Raw genomic sequence first — 21,879 nt, 5'->3', positions numbered from 1 at the left:
AACGCCGGCAACGTTGCCGGCCGGTACCAATCGCAAACCGACAAGCGTCTGGATTCAACATGGAATTCTCCGGAAAATCGGTCATCGTCACAGGCGGCGGCAAGGGCATCGGACGGGCGACGGTGGCGCTTCTGGCCGCGCGCGGTGCTCAGGTCGTGGCGCTCAGCCGCACGCAGTCCGATCTGGACGAACTCTCCAGTCAGACCGGCTGCCACGGCATCGTGGCCGACCTTGCCGATGCGGCGGCGGCGCGTGCCGCCATGGTGGAAGCGGGAACCTGCGACATCCTCGTCAATTGCGCGGGGACGAACGTGCTGGAAAGCCTCATCGACATGACGGATGACGGTTACGACGTCGTCATGAACACAAACCTGCGTGCCGCACTCATCTGCGCGCAGGAATTCGCCCGAGCCCGCATGGCGGCCGGTGGCGGAGGAGCGATCGTGAACGTCACCAGCATCGCGGGCCACCGCGGGTTTCAGAACCACGTCTGCTACGCGGCGTCCAAGGCCGGTCTCGAAGGCGCGACGCGCGTGATGGCAAAGGAACTTGGCCCATACGGGATCCGCGTCGTGGCCATAGCGCCCACGATCACGATGACTGAGCTTGCGGCCGCGGCCTGGGCGGATCCGCAAAAGAGCGAGCCGATGATGGTCCGTCATCCCGCCGGGCGTTTCGCGACGGTCGACGATGTCGCAAGGAGCATCGCCATGCTCCTCTCCTCGGATGCCGAAATGGTATCGGGAGCCGTCCTGCCGGTCGACGGCGGGTTCCTTGCCGTGTGAGGGATCGAGCCGAGCGAGATTTCGCCGAGCAACTTCGACGTCTGACGCCTTTCCTCCGGGCTTTCCTGCCGGTTCCAGTTTATGCCCATACATGACATTGTGCGAATCTGGAGCAAACTCTGAAGACCGGGATGATGCCTGAAAGAATCGTGATCGTGGGGGGCGGGCAGGCCGGCGGCAGGGTCGCCCAGATACTGGCCGGTTCTCCCGCCAATCTCGATATTGCGCTGATCGGGCTTGAGCCGCATCCGCCGTACAACCGCCCCCCGCTTTCCAAGGGCGTGCTTTTGGGAAAGTCCGAACTGAAGGATTGCGTGATCTGGCCGCAGGGCGACGCGACGGCGGGCAGGGTGCGGTTCTATCCTGGTCGCAGGGCGGAATCGCTCGATATTCATGCGAGACATGTGATCACGGATGATGGGGCGAGGCTCGATTACGACAAGCTCGTCCTAGCAACCGGATCACGCGTGCGCCGCCTATCGGTTCCAGGTGCGGAATGCGACGGCGTCTTCACCTTGCGCACCTTCGATGATGCCGTCGCGATCGCACGGCGATTTCACAGGAGCAAGCGTCTTCTCGTCGTAGGCGGCGGCTTCGTCGGGCTCGAGATCGCCGCGGCAGCCCGTTCGCGCGGGCTCGAAACGGTCGTCGTCGAAGCGACCAACAGGTTGCTTTCGCGAATAGTCCCTCAGGAGATCGGCGCGGCCCTGGCGCGCTACCACGAGGCTGCCGGCGTCTCGTTCCGCGTGGGCTCGATGGTCGAGAAGCTTGTGGCCAACCGCTCCGGAAAACTGAAATCGGCAGTTTTGTCCAACGGCGAAACAGTTCCATGCGACCTGGCGGTGATCGGTGTCGGCGTCACGGCGAATACCGAGCTTGCCAAGGAGGCGGGATTGGAAGTCCAAGTCGGCATCCGCACCGATTCGGCGCTGCGTGCCTCTGCCGACGGTGTCTACGCATGCGGAGATGCGGTCTCTGTCTGGCATCCGTTGTTCGAGCGCTATGTACGCGTCGAGGCCTGGCAGAATGCGGAGGACCACGCACGGGTCGTGGCGTCTCAGCTTCTCGGGCAGGACATGGTCTGCGACACCGTGCCCTTCTTCTGGTCGGACCAGTATGAGTGGTCGATGCAGATTGCCGGCATTCCCTATTTCGGCAGTCAACTCGTCACGAATACCGTGGAAGAGGCCAAGATCCTTTACCACCTCGATGCCCGCGGCCGCCTCGTCGCCGCGACCGGCCTGGGCCATGACAGGCTCATCGGCAGGAAGATCGCCGAGGCGCGCCGGCTGATCAAGCGGCGCGCCCGGCCGAATCCGCAGATGCTGAAGACAGGGCGGATTCAGTTGGAGGATGGTTAAGCGTCAGTTCCCGCCGAACCGCACCCGCAACGATCTCAGGCGCGCAGCCCGGGTCGAAATGCGCGAACCAGGAGGCGCTTCGGAGCCAGCCTCGTTGCGACGTCAGGATTTTTGGTTGCTGCCTGGAAGTAGACTTTGCGGCTCTCCGATTTCTACCGCATGCCTGTCTGGATCAAAAAAGCGGAACACCCGCTGCCCCCATGCTTGACGCTCTATGGGATGTATCACTTCCACGTGCGGTGCGATGTTTTCGAAGGCCGCCTCGATGTCCTCATGTTCGAAATACAACAGGAGATTTCGTCCGCCCATAGGGTTCTTCCGCGACAGTCGCCTTCCCCCAGATTGTTTCTTCAAGGGAACTCCCCTCGTGGATCGCAAAGCCGGTCTCAAAAAGGACGAAGCTTCCGAAGTCCTCCAATACCTTCAGACCCAGTCTCTTCTGGTAAAAGTCCTTGGAGCGATCGATGTCTCGGACGAACGGGATCGGGTTGATAAAGCGCATTGGACTCCCCGTGTAAGTGCAAAGTCGCCCGGATCGGCTTCGCGCCGTAACAGCGCGCAACGGATGGTGCTTCCGCACATCTTACTGGCTGTGTCCTACACGACAACTGAACCGCAGCCTTGGACGCGACGAGGGGCCGAAACTGTGAACTGTTGCACCTTTTCCAGTCTGCGAATGACAATTCGAGTGCGGAGCGTTTAGCTCCGGAGGGAGAAAGTGAATGGGATTTCCCCTAAACGGAAGGAAGCAGCGATGGCGACCGCACACAAACTCGAGCGACTGACGAAATGGGCATCACGTCCGGAATGGCACAAGGCGATGGAGAACTTGCTCGACAGCCATGTCTTCCTGGTCACCGGACGTTACGACCTCGACCTCGATGAGCTTGCGGATATTATCGGAGAGACTGCTGTCATGAACCTTTGGGCGTGCACGTTCGAAGACATGCTCTCGCGCGATTTCGACGGGCGCAATCTTGCCCAAGACTATCTCAAGCGCCGGGGCTGGAAGGAGAGTGCCAGCAACCGCGCCTATATCAAGGCATTGAGCGATGCGCGCATGAGCCTCTACGAAGTCAGCGGTATCAAGCGGGGTCAAGGCTTTTTCGCGCGCGATCTTATGCGCGGCGGCGAGCCGGTCTGGGTCAATGAGGGGTTGAGGACCCATGACCTCGCCGAGGGGGATCGGCTGGCTGCGCGCATCGTCGAGGTCAACGGACGCGCGGAGCTCGGCTTGGCTACCTTGTGGTTTTCGCTGGTGGCGAGCGAAGAGGTCATCGAGACTTTCGAGGAACTGAAGAACCTGAGCCGGAAGGAAATGGCCGGCATGATGACCGGCCTGGTCGAAGCCCTGGAGGCCGAGGGCGGTATGGCCGATGCGGTGGACGGGATCAGCCTCGAAGAGTTCAAACAGGCAATCGCTGGGGATGCCGGGGACGCGTCGGACGAGCCGATGGGAATCGAAGCCATTCTCGCATCCAGTCCCGAGCAGTTCACCAATATCTGGCTGGAGCACATGCTGGACAGGCTCCTCGGCCCGCCGTCGGGTCTGGAGGACGATGCCGACGAGCCTGAAGAGATCGACGACCGAAAATAGGAAGGTGCGCGCGGCAGGCGCATGCGATCACGTCCGTGGTTTCACGCCGGATCGGCCTGAAACCACGGATACGTTATCCGGCCCCGGTTACGTCCGCGGCTTCAGGTTCTCCGGATCGTAGAGCGGCTTGTAGCCGACGCCGGCGACCTCGACCGGGTAGGTCTCGGCGAAATACTCGACACTGAGCTTGCGGCCGACCTGGCAATGGGACCAGGGCAGATAGGCGAGCGCTATGTTCTTCCCGATCGTCGGACCGTAGGCGATGGAAGTGGTGTAGGAGCGGCGGCCGAGTTCGTCCACCAGCACCTCGCCGGTCTCCGGGTCCATGACCGGCAGGTTGCCGACTGGGTAGCGCTTCACGCCGTTCCTGTCGGTGTTCTCCGTCATGACGAGCGTGCAGAGCATGGCGGGCTGGTGCTCGCGCGCCTTGTACTCCAGATGCTTCGCCTTGCCGCGGAAGTCCGCTTCCTTGACCTTCGGACGGGCAAGGTCGGCCTCGATAAGGTTATAGTGGGTGAGAAGATCCGCGTTCTGCAGGCGGAGGCTCTTTTCCATGCGGCGCGAGTTCGCATAGGTCTCGACGCCGAAGGCCATGACGCCGGTGGCGCGCAGCGCATCCCAGACGGCCAGGCCGTCCTCGTATTTCATGTGCAGTTCCCAGCCCTGCTCGCCGACATAGGAGATGCGGAAGGCGGAGACCGGCCTGCCGGCGATCTCGATCTGCTTGATCGAGGCGAAGGGGAAGTTCTCAGGATCGAGGCCCGCCGGTTCCGCCACCACCTTCTTCAGCGTCTCGCGGGCATTCGGGCCCCAGATGCCGATGGTGACGAACTTCTCCGAAACGTCCGTGATGGTGACGTCTAGGCCCCGGTCTTCCGCGACACGGCGCATATAGTGGAAGTCGCGCGGGCCGGCATCGGCGCCGTTCACGAGGCGGCAGCGGTCGGCCATGCGGAAGACGGTGAAGTCGGCCCGCACCATGCCCTCGTCATCGAGGAAGTGGGTGTAGATGCCCTTGCCGATATTGCCGTCTCCACCGATCTTGGCGGCGCAAAGCCATTCGAGAAGCTCCACATGATCCGGACCTTCGATATCCACCATGTGGAAGTGCGAGAGGTTGACGATGCCGCAATCCTCGCTCATCGCCAGATGTTCGGCGTTGGAAACGCGCCAGAAGTGGCGGCTGTCCCACTCGTTCTCGCGTACCGGAATGCGGTTGCCGTATTTCTCGAGCAGGTGCTCGTTGGCGGCATAGCCGTGCGCACGCTCCCAGCCGCCGAGTTCCATGAAGTAGCCGCCGAGCTCCTTCTCGCGCTCGTAGAAGGGTGAGTGCTTGACGTTGCGGCCGCTGGCATAGGGCTCGCGCGGATGCACGGCCGGGAAATAGATCTTCTGCGCCGCCTCGAAGCAGCGGCCTTCGATGAACTTCTCTTCGAGCTGGTGCGGATAGAAGCGGGCGTAGTCGATCGAGGCGTGGTCGGTATGGGTGCGCCCGTCCGTCATCCAGTCGGCGATCAGCTTGCCGTAGGCCGGGCCGTCCTTCACCCAGATGGCGACGCAGTACCAGAGGCCGCGCACCTTCTGGCTCTCGCCGCAGGAGGGGCCGCCGGCAGCCGATACCTGCAGCAGGCCATTGAAGGAGTGGCCCTCGTTATAGCCGAGCTCGCCGAGGATCGGCGTCAGTTCCATGGCGCGCTCGAGCGGCTCGATGATCTGCTCCATATCGAGGTCGCGCTGCGAGGGCGACAGGCGTGCCTCGTGCTTTTCGAGAATGTCGCGCGGATGGCAGAGGCGCGGATTGTCGGTCTCGTAATAGCCCCATTCGATCTGGCCGCCCTCGGTTGTCTTCGGGTCGCCGGTGTCGCGCATATAGGCCGAGTTGCCCTGATCGCGCAGCAATGGGAAGCCGATTTCCTTGCCGGTACCTTCGAATTCGTTGTACGGGCCGAAGAAGGTGAGCGGATGATCGACCGGCATGACGGGCAGGTCCTCGCCGACCATTTCAGCGATCAGGCGACCCCAGATGCCGGCGCAGACGACGACATGGTCGGCCATGATCGTGCCGCGATGCGTGACGACGCCCTTGATGCGGCCGTTCTCGACAAGCAGCGCAGTTGCCGGAGTATTGCCGAAGATCTGCAGCTTGCCGGACTTTTCCGCCGCATCGACCAGCTTGCCGGCAACCGTCTGCGAGCGCGGGACGACGAGGCCGGCATCCGGATCGAACATGCCGCCCATCACCTGATCTTCCTCGATCAGCGGGAACAGCTTCTTGATTTCGGCCGGCGAGACATAGTGTGCGCGGGTGCCGAAGGCCTTGGCGGAGGAAAGCTTGCGCTTGATCTCCTCCATCCAGACGTGGTCGCCGGTGCGTGCGACTTCCAGGCCGCCGATGCGGGCGTAGTGACCCATCTTCTCGAAGAAGTCGATCGAATATTGCGTCGTCCAGACCGAGAGATAGTCGTGGCTGGTGGTGTAGCAGAAGTCGGAGGCATGTGCCGTAGAGCCGATATCCGTCGGAATGCCCGACTTGTCGATGCCGACGATATCGTCCCAGCCACGCTCGATGAGGTGGTGGGCGATCGATGCGCCGACGATGCCACCCAGTCCTACGATTACGACCTTCGCCTTTTCCGGAAACTCTGCCATTGATGCGACCCTGGTTAATTTTGAAGCCGGATATTAGAGCCTGCCGCGCCGCGAGTTGAGCCTGTCTACGACATAATCATCGTGCTGCACGACCAGAATGTTGCCGGTGGCGGGCGGGGAAGGCCGCGGCCGCTGGTATGCTCATCTAGCTGATATCGCGAGAAAATACACCCAGCGGGGCGGCGAGGTACAAGCTTTTCCTCGAACAGGGAGTCGGCAGGCTGATGCGTCGCCGAAACGCGACCTTTCGGCAGTCGCTTTTACTCGCCGCCACCGAAGAAGGTGAGGCGCGTGAAGAGGACATAGTTCGATTCCGACACCATCAGCGCCACGAAGACGAGCACCAGCAGCGGGGGCAGAATGATCGCGTAGATCAGCGCCAGGCGCTCCCACGCCATATGCATGAACACAGCCACGATGAGGCCCGCCTTCAGCATCATGAAGATGAGGATCAGCGACCAGCGGAGATAGCCCTGAAGACCGAAGTAATCGACGAGGTATGAAAGAGCGCTGAGGACGAACAGCAGCCCCCAGACCAGGAGGTAGAGCTTGATCGGGTGCTGCTGATGCTCCGTATGGGCCGCCGCATGTTGTGCCGGATGTGTTTCCGCGTGAGCCACGATGCCCTCCCTCACCACAGATAGAAGAATGCGAAGATGAAGACCCAGACCAGATCGACGAAGTGCCAGTAGAGGCCGGTTATCTCGACGATCTCGTAGCGGCCCTTGCGGCTGGTGAAGAAGCCGCGCCGCTCCGTTTCGAAATCGCCGCGCCAGACCTTGCGGGCGACGATCAGCAGGAAGATCACGCCGAAGGTGACGTGGGTCCCGTGAAAGCCGGTGATCATGAAGAAGGTAGAGCCGAATTGGGCGGCGCCCCAGGGGTTGCCCCAGGGCCGCACGCCCTCGGCGATCAGCTTCGACCATTCGAACGCCTGCATGCCGACGAAGGCGGCGCCGAAAAGCGCCGTCAGAAGCATGAGCGCCGCGGTCTTGCGCCGGTCGCGGCGGTAACCGTAGTTGACGGCCATGGCCATGGTGCCGCTGCTCGAAATGAGAACGAATGTCATGATAGCGATCAGGATCAGCGGCATGTGTGTTCCGCCGATTTCGAGTGCGAAGACCTCGCTCGGATTGGGCCATGGAACGGAGGTGGACATCCGCGCCGACATGTAGGCAAGCAGGAAGCAGCCGAAGACGAAGGTGTCGCTGAGGAGAAAGATCCACATCATGGCCTTTCCCCAGGAGACATCCTTGAAGGTGCGCTGGTCGGAGGCCCAGTCCGACGCGAGCCCCGCCAGACCGGCGGCGCGCGGGAGCGTTTCTGCTGCGGGCTTCTTCATCGGTGCAGACATGTTCAACGGTTCCTATGTCAGCAGTTGGCGGCAGAACTCGATCACGCCGCTGGCCCAGCCGGCAAAGAGAGCGAAGAGAACCAGCCAGACAATCAGCATGAAATGCCAGTAGATGGCGCAAAGCTCGATCGACAGGCGCGTTCTGTTGCCGAGCGGTGTTTGCGAGGCATGTGCGGTTACCCGGCCGAGAGCGAAAAGCCCCCCGATGATGTGCAGGCCGTGCATGCCCGTAAGCAGATAGAAGAAGCTGTTGGCCGGATTTCCGGCTAGGAAATATCCGGCGTCCGACAGCGCACGCCAGGCGAAGAGCTGACCCACGAGGAAAGCGAGGCCAAGGGCGAGCGCCGCCAGGAGGCCGATCCGGGCTGCCTCGTCGTTCCGCCGCTCTGCCTCAACCTTTGTCCAGTGCAGGGTGATGCTGCCGGCGGCGAGGATGCCCGTATTGAGCCAGAGAAGGCCGGGCAAAGGCAGCGCGCCCCAGTCGGATGACGCCATCCGCATGAAATAGGCGCTGATCGCAAGTGAAAACAGCGCGCCGACGACGGCGAGAAATACGCCGAGGCCGATTTTTGCCGGCGGCAAACGTGTTGCGCCCCGGCGGTCGTGGAAGTGACCGACCTCGAGCCAAGGGCGCGATGTCAGGCGCTGCCCTGCGAGCCACCAGGCGATGATGGCGGCGATCGCCGCCAGAAAGAAAGCGACGATGCTCATGAGACGGTCTCGTGACTGAGGCGGCCGGGCGTCGGCTGGTTCTGCGGGATGAAATCTTCCGGCGCGCCGGGGACGCTGTAGTCATAGGCCCAGCGATAGACGACGGGCAGTTCATTGCCCCAGTTGCCGTGAGGCGGCGGCGTCTCGGGCGTCTGCCATTCGAGCGTCGTCGCTCGCCAGGGATTGCCCCCGGCCTCCCGGCCATGGCGCAGGCTCCAGGCGAGATTGAAGAGAAACACGATCTGCGCAGCGCCGACGAGAAGCGCCATGACGCTGATGAAGGCGTTAAGCTCCGCGATCGAGGTCGTCACGAAAGACGCTTCGCCGAGCTCGTGATAGCGGCGCGGGACGCCGATGAGGCCGAGATAATGCATCGGAAAGAAGATGGCGTAGGCGCCGATGAAGGTGACCCAGAAATGGATCTGGCCCATCGCCTCGTTGAGCATGCGCCCGGTGATCTTCGGATACCAGTGATAGATAGCGCCGAAGATCACCATGATCGGCGCCACGCCCATGACCATGTGGAAATGCGCGACGACGAACATCGTATCGGAGAGCGGCACGTCGACGACGACATTGCCGAGAAAGAGGCCCGTCAGTCCGCCATTGACGAAGGTGACGATGAAGGCGAGGGCGAAGAGCATCGGCAGGGTCAGATGGATGTTGCCGCGCCAGAGGGTGAGGACCCAGTTATAGACCTTGATCGCCGTCGGCACCGCGATGATCAGCGTGGTCGTGGCGAAGAAGAAGCCGAAATACGGGTTCATGCCGCTCACATACATGTGGTGCGCCCAGACGATGAAGGAGAGGCCGCCGATGATGACGATCGCCCAGACCATCATGCGGTAGCCGAAGATGTTCTTGCGGGCATGGGTGCTGATGAGATCGGAGACGATGCCGAAGGCGGGCAGGGCGACGATGTAGACTTCGGGGTGGCCGAAGAACCAGAACAGGTGCTGGAAGAGGATCGGGCTGCCGCCGCCATATTGCAGCTGCTCGCCCATTTCGACGATGGCCGGCATGAAGAAGCTCGTGCCGAGCAGCCGGTCGAAGAGCATCATGACGCAGGCGACGAAAAGGGCAGGGAAGGCAAGCAGCGCCATCACCGTCGCGGTGAAGATGCCCCAGACGGTCAGCGGCAGCCGCATCAGCGTCATGCCGCGCGCGCGGCCCTGCAGCACGGTCACGACATAGTTGAGGCCACCCATGGTGAAGCCGATGACGAAGATGATCAGCGAGGAGAGCATCATGATGATGCCCCAGTCCCGGCCTCCGGGCGTGCCGGAAAGTACCGCCTGCGGCGGATAGAGCGTCCAGCCGGCACCGGTCGGTCCTCCGGGCGTGAAGAAGCTTGCGGCCAGGACGATCACGGCGAGCAGATAGATCCAGTAGCTCAGCATGTTGGCGTAGGGAAACACCATGTCGCGCGCGCCGACCATCAGCGGGATCAGATAGTTGCCGAAGCCGCCGAGGAAGAGGGCAGTGAGCAGATAGATCACCATGATCATGCCGTGCATGGTGATGAACTGGTAGTAACGCTCGGCATCGATCAGCTCGAATGTGCCGGGAAAACCGAGTTGCAGCCGGATCAGCCAGGACAGCACCAGCGCCACCATGCCGATGGCGATCGCGGTCATGCTGTATTGAATGGCGATGATTTTGGCATCCTGGCTGAAGACATAGCGCGTCCACCAGCTATGCGGATGATAAAGCTCAACATCCTCGACTTCGGGAGGCGGAAGTGCCTCGCCAATACCGGACCGGACGTCGACCATCATATCTCCTCCCCAGGGGCTACTTCACGGCGCCTCCTACTGCGCCGCTGAGGCGGCGACCGTGGTCGCCGCCGGGCCGAAGCATTCTCGCTCTTCTTTGAAAAGCGCGAATGCTCCGGTTCCTTGTTCGGTCGCAATTCCGGACGGAAAACCGCTACACACTTTTCCTGGAACTGCTCTTGTTTCCGATGATGCGGACAGTTGCGAAAAGGTCTGCTGCTCGGCGAGCCAGGCCTGGTAGTCTTCCTCGGTGTCGACCACGACGGTACCGCGCATCTGCGGGTGGCCGACGCCGCAGAGCTCGGCGCAGAGTATCTCGAAGGTTCCGGTCCGCGTCGGCGTCAACCAGAAATAGGTGATCATGCCGGGCACCATATCCATCTTGGCGCGGAATTCGGGGACGTAGAAATCGTGCAGGACGTCGACCGACCGGAGCAGCATCTTGACCGGCTTGCCGACCGGCAGATGAAGCTCCCCGCCTTCGATGATAATGTCGTCCTGCCCGGCGGCGTCGTCCCGATTGACCCCGAGGGTGTTTTCGGGGGCGATATCGCGCGTTTCCGTCGTGCCCAGCTTACCGTCCGCGCCGGGCAGCCGGAAGCTCCACAGCCATTGCTGGCCGATCACCTCCACTTCGGACGCATCCTGCGGGACGGTGACGAACTGGTTCCAGACGAAGAGGCCCGGCGCCAGCATCGCCGCGACCCCGAAGGTCGTGCCGGTCGCGAGCCAGCCTTCGAGCCGCCTGTTCTCCGGCTCGTAGGCGGCGGTATTGCCCGGGCGGTGGCGGAAGCGCAGGACGCAATAGGCCATGAACAGGACCACGGCGGTGAAGGCGATGCCGGTGATCCAGAAGGTTATGGTGATGGTATTGTCGATGTAATTCCAATTGGAGGCGATCGGGGTCCACCACCAAGGACTAAGCAAATGGAACAACACTGAGCCGACGGCCAGCAGAACCAGAATCACTACCACGGCCATTCCCTGTCCCTCCCCGCCGTGATCGGCCGTGAGACGAATACTTAAATCCGCAGAGTTCCAATCACAATTATTGCACGAACGGAAAATACTGGCAAATCATCGGGAAGAGATCGAATTCTCACTTCCCGCAAGTATTCCTATTTGGGATGCTGCTTCAGGTAGGCGATCACATTGGCAATCTCCTCGTCCTTCTTGAGGCCGGGGAATACCATCTTGGTGCCTTTGACCTTGGCCCTGGGATTACGGAGATATTCGGCCAGCGTCGCGTCGTCCCAGACGAGGCCACCCTTGCCCGCATCGATCATGGCTTGCGAATATTTGAAGTCAGCATGGGTGCCGGCCGTCCGGCCGATGACGCCTTGCAGCGAAGGGCCGACCTTGTTCTGGTCCTTGTCGATCACGTGACAGGTGGCGCATTTCTTGAAGACGGTGGCGCCGGCCTCGGCATCGCCCTCTTGGGCGAGCCCGGCGACCGGACAGAGCGAGAGTGCCGAAAAAGACAGGGCAGCAAGTGCAATTCGCATGATACTTCCTCAATTTCGCCCGGCGCGGGGCAAGGAAGGCTATCGTCAAATCTGCTTTGGCGGTGCTTGCTTCTCTTAAGGAATGGTGCGCCGGGGCGGTTGATACGTGCGACAGGAAAGAAGCTAGTCCATGCCGTAGAGAAGTCAATTGCTCCTTCTAGGTAAGCCTGAACCTGCTGGGCCGCCATTCGGGGCTTGCGTCAGACGCGTTTGCCCTCCGCATCGAAGAAATGCAGGTGGTGAGCGGGGAAGTGGACGGGGATCGTGCCGGACGCCGTCAGGAAGGATCGGTCGTTGGTGAAGACCTTGAAGGTCGCCCGCCCGAGCGAGAGATGCAGGATGATGCCGAAGCCGGTCGGCTCGACCAGGTCGACGCCGGCAAGCAGCGTCTCCGGGCCGTGGCCGGCAAGCACGACATGTTCGGGACGGATGCCGAGCGTCACCTTTGAGTTATTCGAAACGGGCGCGGCCGCGTCGAGCGGAATGCCGATCTCATCCGACATCTCGAAGCGCGGCGCGTCGCCCGCGTGGTAGGCACCCTCGAAGAAATTCATGCCCGGCGAGCCGATGAAGCCGGCGACGAAAAGGTTGGCAGGACGGTCGTAAAGATCGAGCGGGCTTCCGACCTGCTGGACCACGCCGCCATTCATGGCGACGATCCGGTCTGCGAGCGTCATCGCCTCGATCTGATCGTGCGTCACATAGATGGAGGTGGCGCCGAGATCCTTGTGCAGTTTCTTGATCTCGGCGCGCATCTGCTCGCGCAGGCGCGCATCGAGGTTGGAGAGCGGTTCGTCGAAGAGAAACGCCTTCGGCTGGCGCACGATGGCGCGGCCCATGGCGACGCGCTGGCGCTGGCCGCCGGAGAGCGCCTTGGGGCGGCGGTCGAGCAACGGGTCGAGGCCGAGCTTGGCAGCGGCGCCCGCAACGACCGTCGTTATCCTGTCCTTGGCCGTCTTGCGGAGCCTCAGGCTGTAGCTCATGTTCCTGGCGACCGACATATGCGGGTAGAGCGCATAGGACTGGAACACCATGGCGATGTCGCGGTCCTTCGGGGCGAGTTCGTTGACCCGCCTGCCGGCGATGCGGATCTCGCCGCCGGTCACGCTCTCAAGCCCGGCGATCATGCGCAGAAGGGTCGACTTGCCGCAGCCGGAGGGACCGACGAGCACGACGAATTCGCCGTCGCTGATCTTGAGGTCGACGTCGTGCAGCACCGGGTGGGTACCGTAGGACTTCTTGATGTTGGCGATGTCGATGGAAGCCATTGCGTATCAGCCTTTCACCGCGCCGGCCGTGAGGCCCTGGACGAGATAGCGTTGAATGAGGAGGAAGAAGAGGCAGGCCGGTATCAGCGCCAGCACGCCGGCGGCCATCATCTGCCCGAAGTCGACCGAGAATTTCGAAACGAAGGACAGGAGCCCGACCGGGAAGGTCGCCTGCGCGTTGCCGGAGATCAGCATCAGCGAGAAGAGCAGTTCGCTCCAGGCGGCGGTGAAGACGAAGCCGAGGGTGGCGGCGATCCCGGGCAGGGTCAGCGGCAGGATGATCTGGCGGAAAGCGACGAACTGCGTCGCGCCGTCGATCATTGCCGCCTCTTCCAGGTCCTTCGGAATGCCATCGAAGAAGGACTGCATCAGGAATGTCGCGAAGGGAACGTTGAAGGCGGTGTAGACGACGGCGAGCCCGGTGAGGCTGTTGGTCAGCCCCAGCGGCGAGAGTATCTTGAAGATCGGCGCGACCAGCATCACCAGGGGAAACATCTGCGTCAGCAGCATCAGCGTGACCAGCCAGTATTTGCCGCGGAACCGGAAGCGCGAGAGCGCGTAGCCGGAGAGCGAGGCGAGGATGGTGACGATGACGGCGGTCGACCCGGAAACGATCAGGCTGTTGCGGAAGAACACCGGGAAGGCGCTGTGCCGCAGCACGAAGTCGAAGTGTTCGAGGCTCGCCCGCGACGGCCAGAGACGAATGCCCTCCGAATAGAGGAGATCGTTCGGCGTGACGGCGACCTTGAGCAGCCAGAAGAGCGGGAAGAGCGCGAAGGCGATATAAGCGAGGATCGCCAGGCGATGGGCAATGGTCAGAAATGCTTGCTTGGCGCGCATGGTTTCAATCCTTGCTCAGGAGCCACTGCCTGAGGATCACGATCAGCAATGAATAGGCGAGGAGCAGCGCCAGCAGCACCAGCGCGATCGCCGAGGCATAGCCGAAATCCAACCGTTTGAACGCCTGGGTGAAGATGTAGCTTGCGACGATCTGGGTTCGGTCCGCCGGTCCGCCATTGGTCATGACGATGATGAGATCGGCGAAATTGGAGATCCAGACCGTGCGCAGCAGAATGGTGATCGCGATCGTCGGCGCCAGGAAGGGAAGCGTGATCGAAAGGAAACGCTGCAGCGGGCCGGCCCCGTCTATGCTCGCCGCCTCGTAGAGGTCGCGCGGGATCGCCTGGAGTGCTGCGAGCAGGGTGATCGCGAAGAAGGGAATGCCCCACCAGATATTGGCGACGATCGGTCCCCACATGGCAAGCTGGGGATCGGACAGGATGTTGGTCGGCTGGCTCATGATGCCGAGGGCGAAGAGCCAGTGCGGCAGCGGGCCGACGACGGGGTTGAAGAGCCAGGCCCAGTTGAGGCCGGCCAGGAAACTCGGCACCGCCCAGGGCAGGAAGACGAGCGCCTGCGCGATCGCGCGGCCATGGAACGGTTTGTCGAGCAGGAGCGCCAGTATGAGGCCGAAGGCGAATTGCAGGAAGACCGAGGCGCCCGTCCACCAGAGCGTGTTGCGCAGCGATCGGAAGAAGGCCTGGTCCTGGGCGAGCGCACGGAAGTGATCGAGGCCGACGAAACCGCCGGAGAAGGGGTTGAGCAGCTGGATATCGCGGAAGGCGTAGGAGATGCCGAGCACCAGAGGCACGAGCATGACCGTAACGATCAGGATGAGCGCCGGAGCGGTATAGAGATAAGGCGCAGAGGCGTCGGCGATCCGCTTCATCAGCGGCGGACGGGTTGCGGGCAGGCCGTCATGGCGTGCGGCATAGGCCATCGATCGAAATTTCCCCTTTTTTGACCGCCGTTATCGATCGGCGTGCCTTTTCCTGCGTCGGACGACCGGCGGCGGCTGACCGCCGCCGGTGCCTGCGTTACTTCTTGTTTGCGAGGTATTTCTGCTGCGCCTTGGTCAGGTAGTCGGCCCATTGGTTGGCGAGCTCTTCCGGCGTGATGTCGCCGAGCAGGGCCTCCTGGGTCGTCTTGATGGCGAGCGAATCCTTGAAGAAGGCGAATTCTTCGAGATAGGTCGGCATGACCGTCAGCACGACGTCCTTGTCGGCGAGTTCGTCGAACCAGCCCTTGAACTGCGGGCTCGCATAGAAGGGGTCCTTCTCGGCCGACTTATGGACGGGCAGCGCGCCGGTGCGCTTGTTCCACTCGATATTGCCTTCCGGGCCCTCCAGCGTTTCGATCAGCTTCCAGGAGAGGTCCTTGTTCTGGCTGGCGGCAAGAATCGACCAGCCGGCAAAGCCGATCGTGGTAAAGGCCTTGCCGCTCGGCCCCTTGGGCATGGTGGTCACGCCGAAATCCTCCGGCTTCATGCGCTGGGCGATCGCGATCAACGCGTCCGGATCCTGGTCGAGGAAGGCGCAGGTGCCGCTGTAGAAGCCGGCGACGATCTCGTTGAAGCCCCAGTTGACGCTGTCCTTGGGGGCGAGGCCGTTCTTGTAGAGGTCGATGACCCAGGTGAGGCCCTTGATCCAGCCTTCGCTGTTCATCGTCGAGGTGCCGTCCTCGTTGAAGAACTTGTTGTCGCCGGCCATGGTCGCGCCGAACATCACCCAGCCGTTGAGGCCGCCCGGACCGCCGCGCAGGCAATAGCCCGATTTGCCCGGCAGCTTGGAGACCGCCTCGGAAGCCTTGACGAAGTCGTCCATCGTCTTCGGCGGCTCGGCGACGCCCGCTTCGGAGAGCAGCTTCTTGTTGTAGAACATCGCCCGGAGATAGAAGCCGTAGGGCAGCATATAGGCGGTGTCGTTGACATCGCGGCCGAGTTCGAGCGCGCGCTCGGTGAGGCCGGGCGTGTGCTCCCACTTTTCGAGATAGGGCTCGAGGCTTTCGAGCATGCCGTTATTGGCGTAGAGCGACAGCCAGGTGTCCGGCATCTCCATGACGTCGGGGATTTCGCCGGCCGAGACCATGGTCGCGAATTTCTGGAAGGCTTCGCCCCAGGGCAGCGAAATGATCTCGACGGTCGTACCGGGATTCGCCTGTTCGAACTTGGCGACGATCGACTTCAGCGTTTCGGTGCGCTCGGGACTGGTGATGACCTCGACGAGCTTCAGCTTCGTATCGGCAAGGGCGCTGCCGGCCATCAGCGTGGCAAGCAGGGTGGCTGTGATCAGTTTCCTCATTTTATCGTTCCCTTTGTTCTCGCTGGTTGCGTGTTCGTCAGCCTGACGAAGCGGCTGTCATCGCCGCTTCGAGATCGCTCCAGAGGGCCTCCGTTCCCTCCAGGCCGACATGGAGCCGTACCGACCGCGGTGAAATGCCGAAGGCTGCCGCGGAATTGGGCTCGGCTTTCTGCGCCAGAACGACTTCGCCCGGCACGATGAGGCTTTCGTGGCCGCCCCAGGAGACGCCGAGCTTGAACAGTTTCAGGTGATCGGCGAATCGGCGCACGTCGACGCCTTCGCGGAAGATGAAGGAGAAGAGCCCGGAGGTGCCGGAGAGACCGGGAGGCAGATGGTTGCCGAGGCCCGGGTGGCAGACGGTTTCCACCAGCGGATGCTCGGCCAGGCGGCGGGCGACCGCGAGCGCCGACCGCTCATGTGCCTTCATCCGCACCGGCAGCGTGCGCATGCCCCGGATCAGCAGCCAGGCGTCGAAGGGCGAAAGCTTGCCGCCGAGATAGGGATAGGCTTCCGAACGGATGCGGCCGATCAGCTCGCCCGACCCGGCGACGACGCCGGCGACGACATCGCTATGGCCACCAAGATATTTCGATGCGGAGTGAATGACGAGGTCGACGCCGAGCGAGACCGGCTGCTGAAACACCGGGCTCGCCCAGCTGTTGTCGATGACCGTGACGATCCCCTGCCGGCGTGCAAGAGCCGCAAGCGCTGCGACATCGTGCGTGTCCATCACCCAGCTGGTCGGGCTTTCCATGTAGAAGAGCTTTGCGCCGGGAAGCGCCTTGGCAACCGCCTCTTCGTCGCGCCCGTCGACATAGGTGACCTCGACACGCATGCGCTTAAGATGCGTGCCGAAGAGTCGGAACGCATCGGGATAGACATGCTTCACGGCGACGATGCGGTCGCCCGGCTCGACGAAGGAGAGGACTGTGGAGGAGATCGCCGACATGCCGCTTGCGAAACCGATGGCGTCCTCGGCGCCTTCGAGCTTCGCCAGCATCTCCTCGAAATGCCTGACCGTCGGATTGAGGCCGCGGGTGTAGATGGGCCGCACGCGCTCTCCCCGATAGGAGGCGACCATCTCGTCATAGTCCTTGAAGGTGAAGAGCGAGGTCTGCACGATCGGCGGTACGACGGCGTCGAAAGCGTTGCTCTCGTCATGCGCGACGATAAGGGAGGCTCTCTCGAACGGATCGAGACCGTTGTTCATTTGGACATTTCCTTGATGTCTTCCTCGACGACCGCGAGGATCTTCAGCGTTTCCGCGCGGGCGGCCTCGGCGTCCTGCGCCGCGATTGCGTCGAAGAGCGTCCGGTGAAAGGGAAAGGAGCGCCTGGCGAAATCCGAACGGTCGAAGGGCTCGTCCCAGAAGCGTTCGAAGGCCTCGCGCATCTGCTCGAGCAGTTGTTTGAAGAGCGGATTGTGGGTCGCGTCGTAGATCGCAAGATGGAAGGCGAGGTCTTCCGGGCCGGACGTTCCCTTGGCGAGATGGACCCGCTCCATCTCATCGAGCTTCGTTTCGATGTTGACGAGGTCGGCCTCCGTGCGGCGCCGGGATGCGACCATGCCGGCCTCGACCTCGATGCCGCGCCGCACTTCGAGCGTCTGCAGAAGCGCGTCGCGAAGGTGCTCGGTGTCGAGCGCCAGCGGCATATGGATGGTCGCGTTGGAAATGGCGCGCAGGAGATAGGTGCCGCTGCCCTTACGCGCCTCGACGACGCCGAGCGCCTGGAAGTGGCTCAGCACCTCACGAATGGTGGAGCGGCCGACGGCGAGCGCTGCCATCAGTTCCCGCTCGGCCGGCAGCCGGTCCCCGGGGTTCAGCCCCGATCTTTGAATGAAATCGGCAAGAGCGGATATCACCTGCTGCGCCCGGTCTGCGGGCGGCAGGGGCAGGAGCATCGCTCTATCCCGCAGGGGCATCCGGTTCTCCCAAGACCAGAATTGGTCTGACATCTGAGCAATATGCTGGGAATAGGAGAGGTGGTCAAGGGGCAGATAAGCCGCAATTTTGCCCCTCACCCTAGCCCTCTCCCCGCGCGCGGGGAGAGGGGACACCCTTGTGTTCCGCCTCAGTCTCAATGGGTCAAAAACGGACTCGTCCCCTCTCCCCGCAAGCGGGGAGAGGGTTAGGGTGAGGGGCAAATCTGGGGTTCAGACCTGGTGGAGCAAATCCGAGGCTCATTTACCCCGCCAGCGCGAGCAGCTTGCCGATCGCCTGCTGATCGAAGCCGCCGATGCCCTCGCGGATGTCCGCGGCGATGGCTTGCGCCACGGCGTCCTCGTCACGCCTTCTCAGGGCCTCGATGGCCTCGCGGTGACGGTCGATGACATAGAATTCCGTGACGTGCTCCATGGCAATGCCGAGGATCGGCCCGAGCTGGAGCCAGAGGCTCTCGATGAGCGGCATGGCGACCTGATCGGGATTGGCCGTATAGATCTGACGGTGAAATTGCTGATTGGCGATCAGCGCCTGCGCCTTCTGCCCCGCGAGGATCGCGGCCTCGATCGTATCGTCCAGCGCGACGATGCGGTCTATCTGCCGGTCGGAGAGATGGGCGACGGCCCTGCGGGCGGCGTGGCTTTCAAGCGCGATACGAAGCGAGATCAGCTCCTCGAAACGCGCCGGCGTGATCCGCGGCACGACGATGCGCCGGTTCTCCAGAAATTGCAGGGCGCCGATCGAGGTCAGCTGACGCAGTGCTTCGCGCACCGGCGTAGGGCTGCTCTCCAGCGCGTTTGCGAGCCCGCGTATGGTGACGGAGGTTCCGGGGCGGAAGGCGCCCACCATGATCGCCTGCCTGAGACGCGCAAAGGCATAGTCGTGGGTCGTCATACCTTCCGGCCGATCAAGGGCGGGCAGGGCAAGGGTCTTCAAGACGGCGATTCCTCCCGCATCCAGGCGTTGGAACGAGTCGTTCCTGCCGACCCGGTGCAGCTTGACTTCAAAACTGTAACTATGTCAATTTCCGAAGAATGTGATCACAAAAAGAAATGCGATATGTCAATCGATGCGGACGACCCCGAAGTGTTCCAGTCCTGGCTTGAGCAGAACGGCCCGATAGAAAGTATCCAGGCGGTGATCTGCGACCTGAACGGCATCATGCGCGGCAAGCGGGTGCCGGTGGAACAGGCCAGGAAGGTGCTCGGCGGCGGCATCCGCATGCCGCTCTCGATCGTCGGCGTCGACGTCTGGGGTGAGGACATCATCGGCAGCGCGCAGGTCTTTGCGACCGGCGATCGCGACGGCATCTGCGGCGTCACGGGACGAGGGGCCCTGCCGGTCAACTGGACGTCGCGGCCGAGCGCGCTGGTTCCGCTCTGGCTGTTCGTCGAGAACGGCAGGCCCTTTCTTGCCGATCCGCGCCAGGCGCTAGCGGCGATCATGCGCGAATATCGCGAACTGGGGCTGCGCCCGGTGGTGGCGACGGAGCTGGAATTCTATCTCATCGATCCCGAGCCGGACAGCGCCGTCCCGCCGATCTCGCCCTATACCGGCAAGCGGCTCGATTCCGACGCGATCCTTTCGATCGACGAGCTCGACGATTTCGGCGAATTCTTCTCCGACGTCTACAGGGAGTGCGCGCGGCAGAACGTGCCGGCCGATGCGGCGATCGCCGAAAACGGCATCGGCCAGTTCGAGATCAATCTGCTGCACAGCGACGATCCGCTGAAGGCGGCGGACGACGCGATCTTCTTCAAGCGCATCGTCAAGGGGGTCGCCCGCAAGCACGGACTCGCGGCGACATTCATGGCCAAACCCTACGGCACCCGTTCCGGCAACGGCATGCACGTCCATTTCAGCCTGCTCGACGAGGAAGGCAACAACGTCTTCGACGACGGCAGCGACGAGGGATCGGCCGTGCTCAAGCATGCGGTGGCCGGCCTCCTGCGCGGCATGGCCGAGACGACGCTGATGTTCGCCCCGCACTTCAATTCCTACCGGCGGCTGCGGCCCGACACGCATGCGCCGACCTCGATTTCCTGGGGTTACGAGAACCGCACCTCGGCAATCCGCATCCCGGGCGGCAATCCGGCGGCGCGGCGGATCGAGCACCGCGTTGCGGGCGCCGACGCCAATCCCTATCTCGTCATCGCCGCGATCCTCGGCGCCGCGCTCGTCGGCATCCGCAACAAGTGGAAGCCGCCGGCGCCTGTCGAGGGACGAGCCTATGCGGCGGAGAAACTGCCCAAAATACCTGCCGATTGGGGGCAGGCGGTCGACGCCTTCGAGGCCGGACCGATCGCCGCCGAGATCTTCGATCCCGTGCTTCGCTCCATGCTGATCGCCTGCAAGCGCCAGGAGATAGCCGGCTTCGCCGAGCAGGTCACGGATTACGAATTCAGCGCCTACCTGGAAATCGTATGATGGCACGGAAGCAGAAATCCTATGCCGGCGACGGCAGCTACCCGGCGAGCTATTACGCCGCCTCGCGCAACATCATCCGCAATCCGGTCAAGCTGGAAGGCCGGATCGAAACCGACATCTGCATCGTCGGCGCGGGGTATTCGGGCCTGTCCACGGCCATTCATCTCGCCGAAAAGGGCTACAAGGTCACTGTGGTCGAGGGTGCGCAGGTGGGCTGGGGCGCCTCCGGGCGCAACGGCGGCCAGATCGTCAACGGCCTCAATGCCGGCCTGGCGACGATCGAGCGCCGCTACGGCGAGGATGCCGCCCGCTTCATCGGCGGCCTTGTGCAGGAAGGCGGACGGATCATCCGCCGGCTCGTCAGCCAGTATCGGATCGATTGCGATCTGAAGCCCGGCAATATCTATGCCGCCTATACCGGAGCCCACATGAAGGAGCTCGAGGCCAAGCAGGCGCTCTGGCGCAAATACGGGATGGACGATCATCAGCTTCTCGACCGCGAGGCGCTGCGCAAGCTCGTCAATTCCGAGGCCTATTGCGGCGGCATGCTCGACACCACCGGCGGCCATATGCATCCGCTCAATCTGGTGCTCGGAGAGGCACGCGCCCTCGAGGACCTCGGCGGCGTGATCTATGAGATGTCACCGGTGACCCGTGTCGACCACGAATCGGCCAGGCCGACGGTTTATACGGACGGGGGCGAGGTTTCCGCCCGGATCGTCGTGCTTTGCGGCAACGCCTATCTCGGCGATGCCGTGCCGAAGCTCGCCACCCGCGTCATGCCCGTTTCGACCCAGATGATCACCACCGCGCCTCTCGGCGAGGAGCTTGCCCATTCGCTGATCCCGAGCGACATGTGCGTGGAGGACGTTCGCTATATTCTCGATTATTTCCGGCTGTCCGCCGACAAGCGGATGATTTTTGGTGGCGGCACCGTCTATGGCGGTACCGACCCGGCGGATGTCGTGGCAAAACTCAGGCCAAATCTCGAAAAGGTCTTCCCGCGGCTCAAGGGCGTGAAGATCGACTATGCCTGGAGCGGAAACTTCGCACTTTCCTTCACGCGCGTGCCGCAAATGGGGCGGATAGGCAGCAATACCTATTTCGCCCATGGCTACAGCGGCCATGGCGTGACAGGCTCCCACCTCTTCGGCCGCACTCTTGCCGAAGCGATCGACGGCGACGTGTCGCGCTTCGATGTCTTCGCGAAGCTGCCCTGGTATCCATTCCCCGGCGGACGGATGTTCCGCGCGCAGTATTCCACTGTCGGATCGTGGTGGTACATGCTCAAGGACGCCGTCGGCTGGTAGCCGGGGCGATCGCTCCTGGGCATCAGATTCGCTGAGAAAACCGTGTATTCCGCAC

At 62.6% G+C, this 21,879-nt stretch carries 19 protein-coding genes and 1 pseudogene; 5 read left to right on the top strand and 15 right to left on the bottom strand.

Translation table 11 applies throughout. The features are described 5' to 3' along the window. Nucleotides 1–59 precede the first annotated feature (59 nt). Together PZL22_RS14280 and PZL22_RS14275 are read left to right on the top strand one after the other, a co-directional pair. Entirely contained in the window at nucleotides 60–785 is a 726-nt protein-coding gene (locus tag PZL22_RS14280) for an SDR family oxidoreductase (RefSeq protein ID WP_004434102.1), read from the top strand. Nucleotides 786–916: 131 nt separating this feature from the next. Further along, nucleotides 917–2,146, top strand: coding sequence for an NAD(P)/FAD-dependent oxidoreductase (locus tag PZL22_RS14275; protein WP_004434099.1), 1,230 nt, complete (start codon nucleotides 917–919; stop codon nucleotides 2,144–2,146). A gap of 102 nt (nucleotides 2,147–2,248) precedes the next feature. On the opposite strand, the pseudogene PZL22_RS14270 reads toward PZL22_RS14275, so the two are convergent. After that, nucleotides 2,249–2,648: pseudogene (locus PZL22_RS14270) on the bottom strand (VOC family protein). Between the two features lie 252 nt (nucleotides 2,649–2,900). Between PZL22_RS14270 and PZL22_RS14265 the strand changes: the two are divergent. After that, on the top strand, nucleotides 2,901–3,743 hold the full coding sequence (locus PZL22_RS14265) for a DUF7986 domain-containing protein (RefSeq protein ID WP_004434094.1): 843 nt from the start codon (nucleotides 2,901–2,903) through the stop codon (nucleotides 3,741–3,743). Nucleotides 3,744–3,830: 87 nt separating this feature from the next. Here PZL22_RS14265 and PZL22_RS14260 read toward each other — a convergent pair whose 3' ends face one another. From PZL22_RS14260 to PZL22_RS14195, 14 genes are all read right to left on the bottom strand, one after another. Then, on the bottom strand, nucleotides 3,831–6,392 hold the full coding sequence (locus tag PZL22_RS14260; protein ID WP_004434092.1) for a GcvT family protein: 2,562 nt from the start codon (nucleotides 6,390–6,392) through the stop codon (nucleotides 3,831–3,833). A 260-nt stretch (nucleotides 6,393–6,652) separates the two neighbouring features. Further along, nucleotides 6,653–7,012 carry a cytochrome C oxidase subunit IV family protein gene (locus PZL22_RS14255; protein ID WP_004434089.1) on the bottom strand — a complete coding sequence of 120 codons (360 nt, stop codon included), beginning with the start codon at nucleotides 7,010–7,012 and terminating at the stop codon, nucleotides 6,653–6,655. Nucleotides 7,013–7,023: 11 nt separating this feature from the next. Then, nucleotides 7,024–7,746 (bottom strand): heme-copper oxidase subunit III family protein, encoded by a 723-nt coding sequence (locus PZL22_RS14250; RefSeq protein WP_284718695.1) that lies wholly within the window; start codon nucleotides 7,744–7,746, stop codon nucleotides 7,024–7,026. A gap of 12 nt (nucleotides 7,747–7,758) precedes the next feature. Next, nucleotides 7,759–8,457 (bottom strand): cytochrome c oxidase subunit 3, encoded by a 699-nt coding sequence (locus PZL22_RS14245; protein WP_107608265.1) that lies wholly within the window; start codon nucleotides 8,455–8,457, stop codon nucleotides 7,759–7,761. Next, nucleotides 8,454–10,235 carry a cytochrome c oxidase subunit I gene (ctaD, locus tag PZL22_RS14240; protein ID WP_010969991.1) on the bottom strand — a complete coding sequence of 594 codons (1,782 nt, stop codon included), beginning with the start codon at nucleotides 10,233–10,235 and terminating at the stop codon, nucleotides 8,454–8,456. Before ctaD ends, PZL22_RS14245 begins: the two co-directional genes overlap by 4 nt. 33 nt (nucleotides 10,236–10,268) lie before the next feature. Next, the gene (locus PZL22_RS14235; RefSeq protein ID WP_004434077.1) at nucleotides 10,269–11,213 is read right to left on the bottom strand and encodes a cytochrome c oxidase subunit II; all 945 of its coding nucleotides are present in this window, start codon (nucleotides 11,211–11,213) and stop codon (nucleotides 10,269–10,271) included. A gap of 137 nt (nucleotides 11,214–11,350) precedes the next feature. Continuing rightward, nucleotides 11,351–11,737 carry a c-type cytochrome gene (locus PZL22_RS14230; RefSeq protein WP_004434074.1) on the bottom strand — a complete coding sequence of 129 codons (387 nt, stop codon included), beginning with the start codon at nucleotides 11,735–11,737 and terminating at the stop codon, nucleotides 11,351–11,353. Nucleotides 11,738–11,937: 200 nt separating this feature from the next. After that, entirely contained in the window at nucleotides 11,938–13,005 is a 1,068-nt protein-coding gene (locus PZL22_RS14225) for an ABC transporter ATP-binding protein (protein ID WP_004434070.1), read from the bottom strand. A 6-nt stretch (nucleotides 13,006–13,011) separates the two neighbouring features. After that, nucleotides 13,012–13,845 carry a carbohydrate ABC transporter permease gene (locus PZL22_RS14220; RefSeq protein ID WP_004434067.1) on the bottom strand — a complete coding sequence of 278 codons (834 nt, stop codon included), beginning with the start codon at nucleotides 13,843–13,845 and terminating at the stop codon, nucleotides 13,012–13,014. A gap of 4 nt (nucleotides 13,846–13,849) precedes the next feature. Next, nucleotides 13,850–14,785: a carbohydrate ABC transporter permease gene (locus tag PZL22_RS14215; protein WP_004434064.1), complete on the bottom strand. Its 936-nt coding sequence runs from the start codon at nucleotides 14,783–14,785 to the stop codon at nucleotides 13,850–13,852. Between the two features lie 97 nt (nucleotides 14,786–14,882). Then, nucleotides 14,883–16,145 carry an ABC transporter substrate-binding protein gene (locus PZL22_RS14210; protein ID WP_004434060.1) on the bottom strand — a complete coding sequence of 421 codons (1,263 nt, stop codon included), beginning with the start codon at nucleotides 16,143–16,145 and terminating at the stop codon, nucleotides 14,883–14,885. A gap of 37 nt (nucleotides 16,146–16,182) precedes the next feature. Then, the gene (locus PZL22_RS14205; RefSeq protein ID WP_004434058.1) at nucleotides 16,183–17,355 is read right to left on the bottom strand and encodes a PLP-dependent transferase; all 1,173 of its coding nucleotides are present in this window, start codon (nucleotides 17,353–17,355) and stop codon (nucleotides 16,183–16,185) included. Continuing rightward, a complete protein-coding gene (locus PZL22_RS14200; RefSeq protein WP_010969986.1) occupies nucleotides 17,352–18,068 on the bottom strand; it encodes a FadR/GntR family transcriptional regulator in 717 nt (238 codons plus the stop codon). The genes PZL22_RS14205 and PZL22_RS14200 overlap by 4 nt, the downstream gene beginning before the upstream one ends. Before the next feature lie 262 nt (nucleotides 18,069–18,330). Next, complete coding sequence (locus PZL22_RS14195) at nucleotides 18,331–19,023, bottom strand: GntR family transcriptional regulator (protein ID WP_004434051.1); 693 nt, start codon at nucleotides 19,021–19,023, stop codon at nucleotides 18,331–18,333. A gap of 123 nt (nucleotides 19,024–19,146) precedes the next feature. Between PZL22_RS14195 and PZL22_RS14190 the strand changes: the two genes are divergently transcribed. Beyond that, nucleotides 19,147–20,514: a glutamine synthetase family protein gene (locus tag PZL22_RS14190; RefSeq protein WP_004434047.1), complete on the top strand. Its 1,368-nt coding sequence runs from the start codon at nucleotides 19,147–19,149 to the stop codon at nucleotides 20,512–20,514. Then, nucleotides 20,511–21,824, top strand: coding sequence for an NAD(P)/FAD-dependent oxidoreductase (locus tag PZL22_RS14185; protein WP_033048143.1), 1,314 nt, complete (start codon nucleotides 20,511–20,513; stop codon nucleotides 21,822–21,824). Before PZL22_RS14190 ends, PZL22_RS14185 begins: the two co-directional genes overlap by 4 nt. The last annotated feature ends 55 nt before the right edge of the window (nucleotides 21,825–21,879 follow it).

The organism is Ensifer meliloti (assembly GCF_030064585.1).
Lineage (GTDB): Bacteria > Pseudomonadota > Alphaproteobacteria > Rhizobiales > Rhizobiaceae > Sinorhizobium > Sinorhizobium meliloti.
The sequence above is the reverse complement of the archived record's forward strand: the minus strand, read 5'-3'. Positions and strand labels throughout refer to the sequence as shown.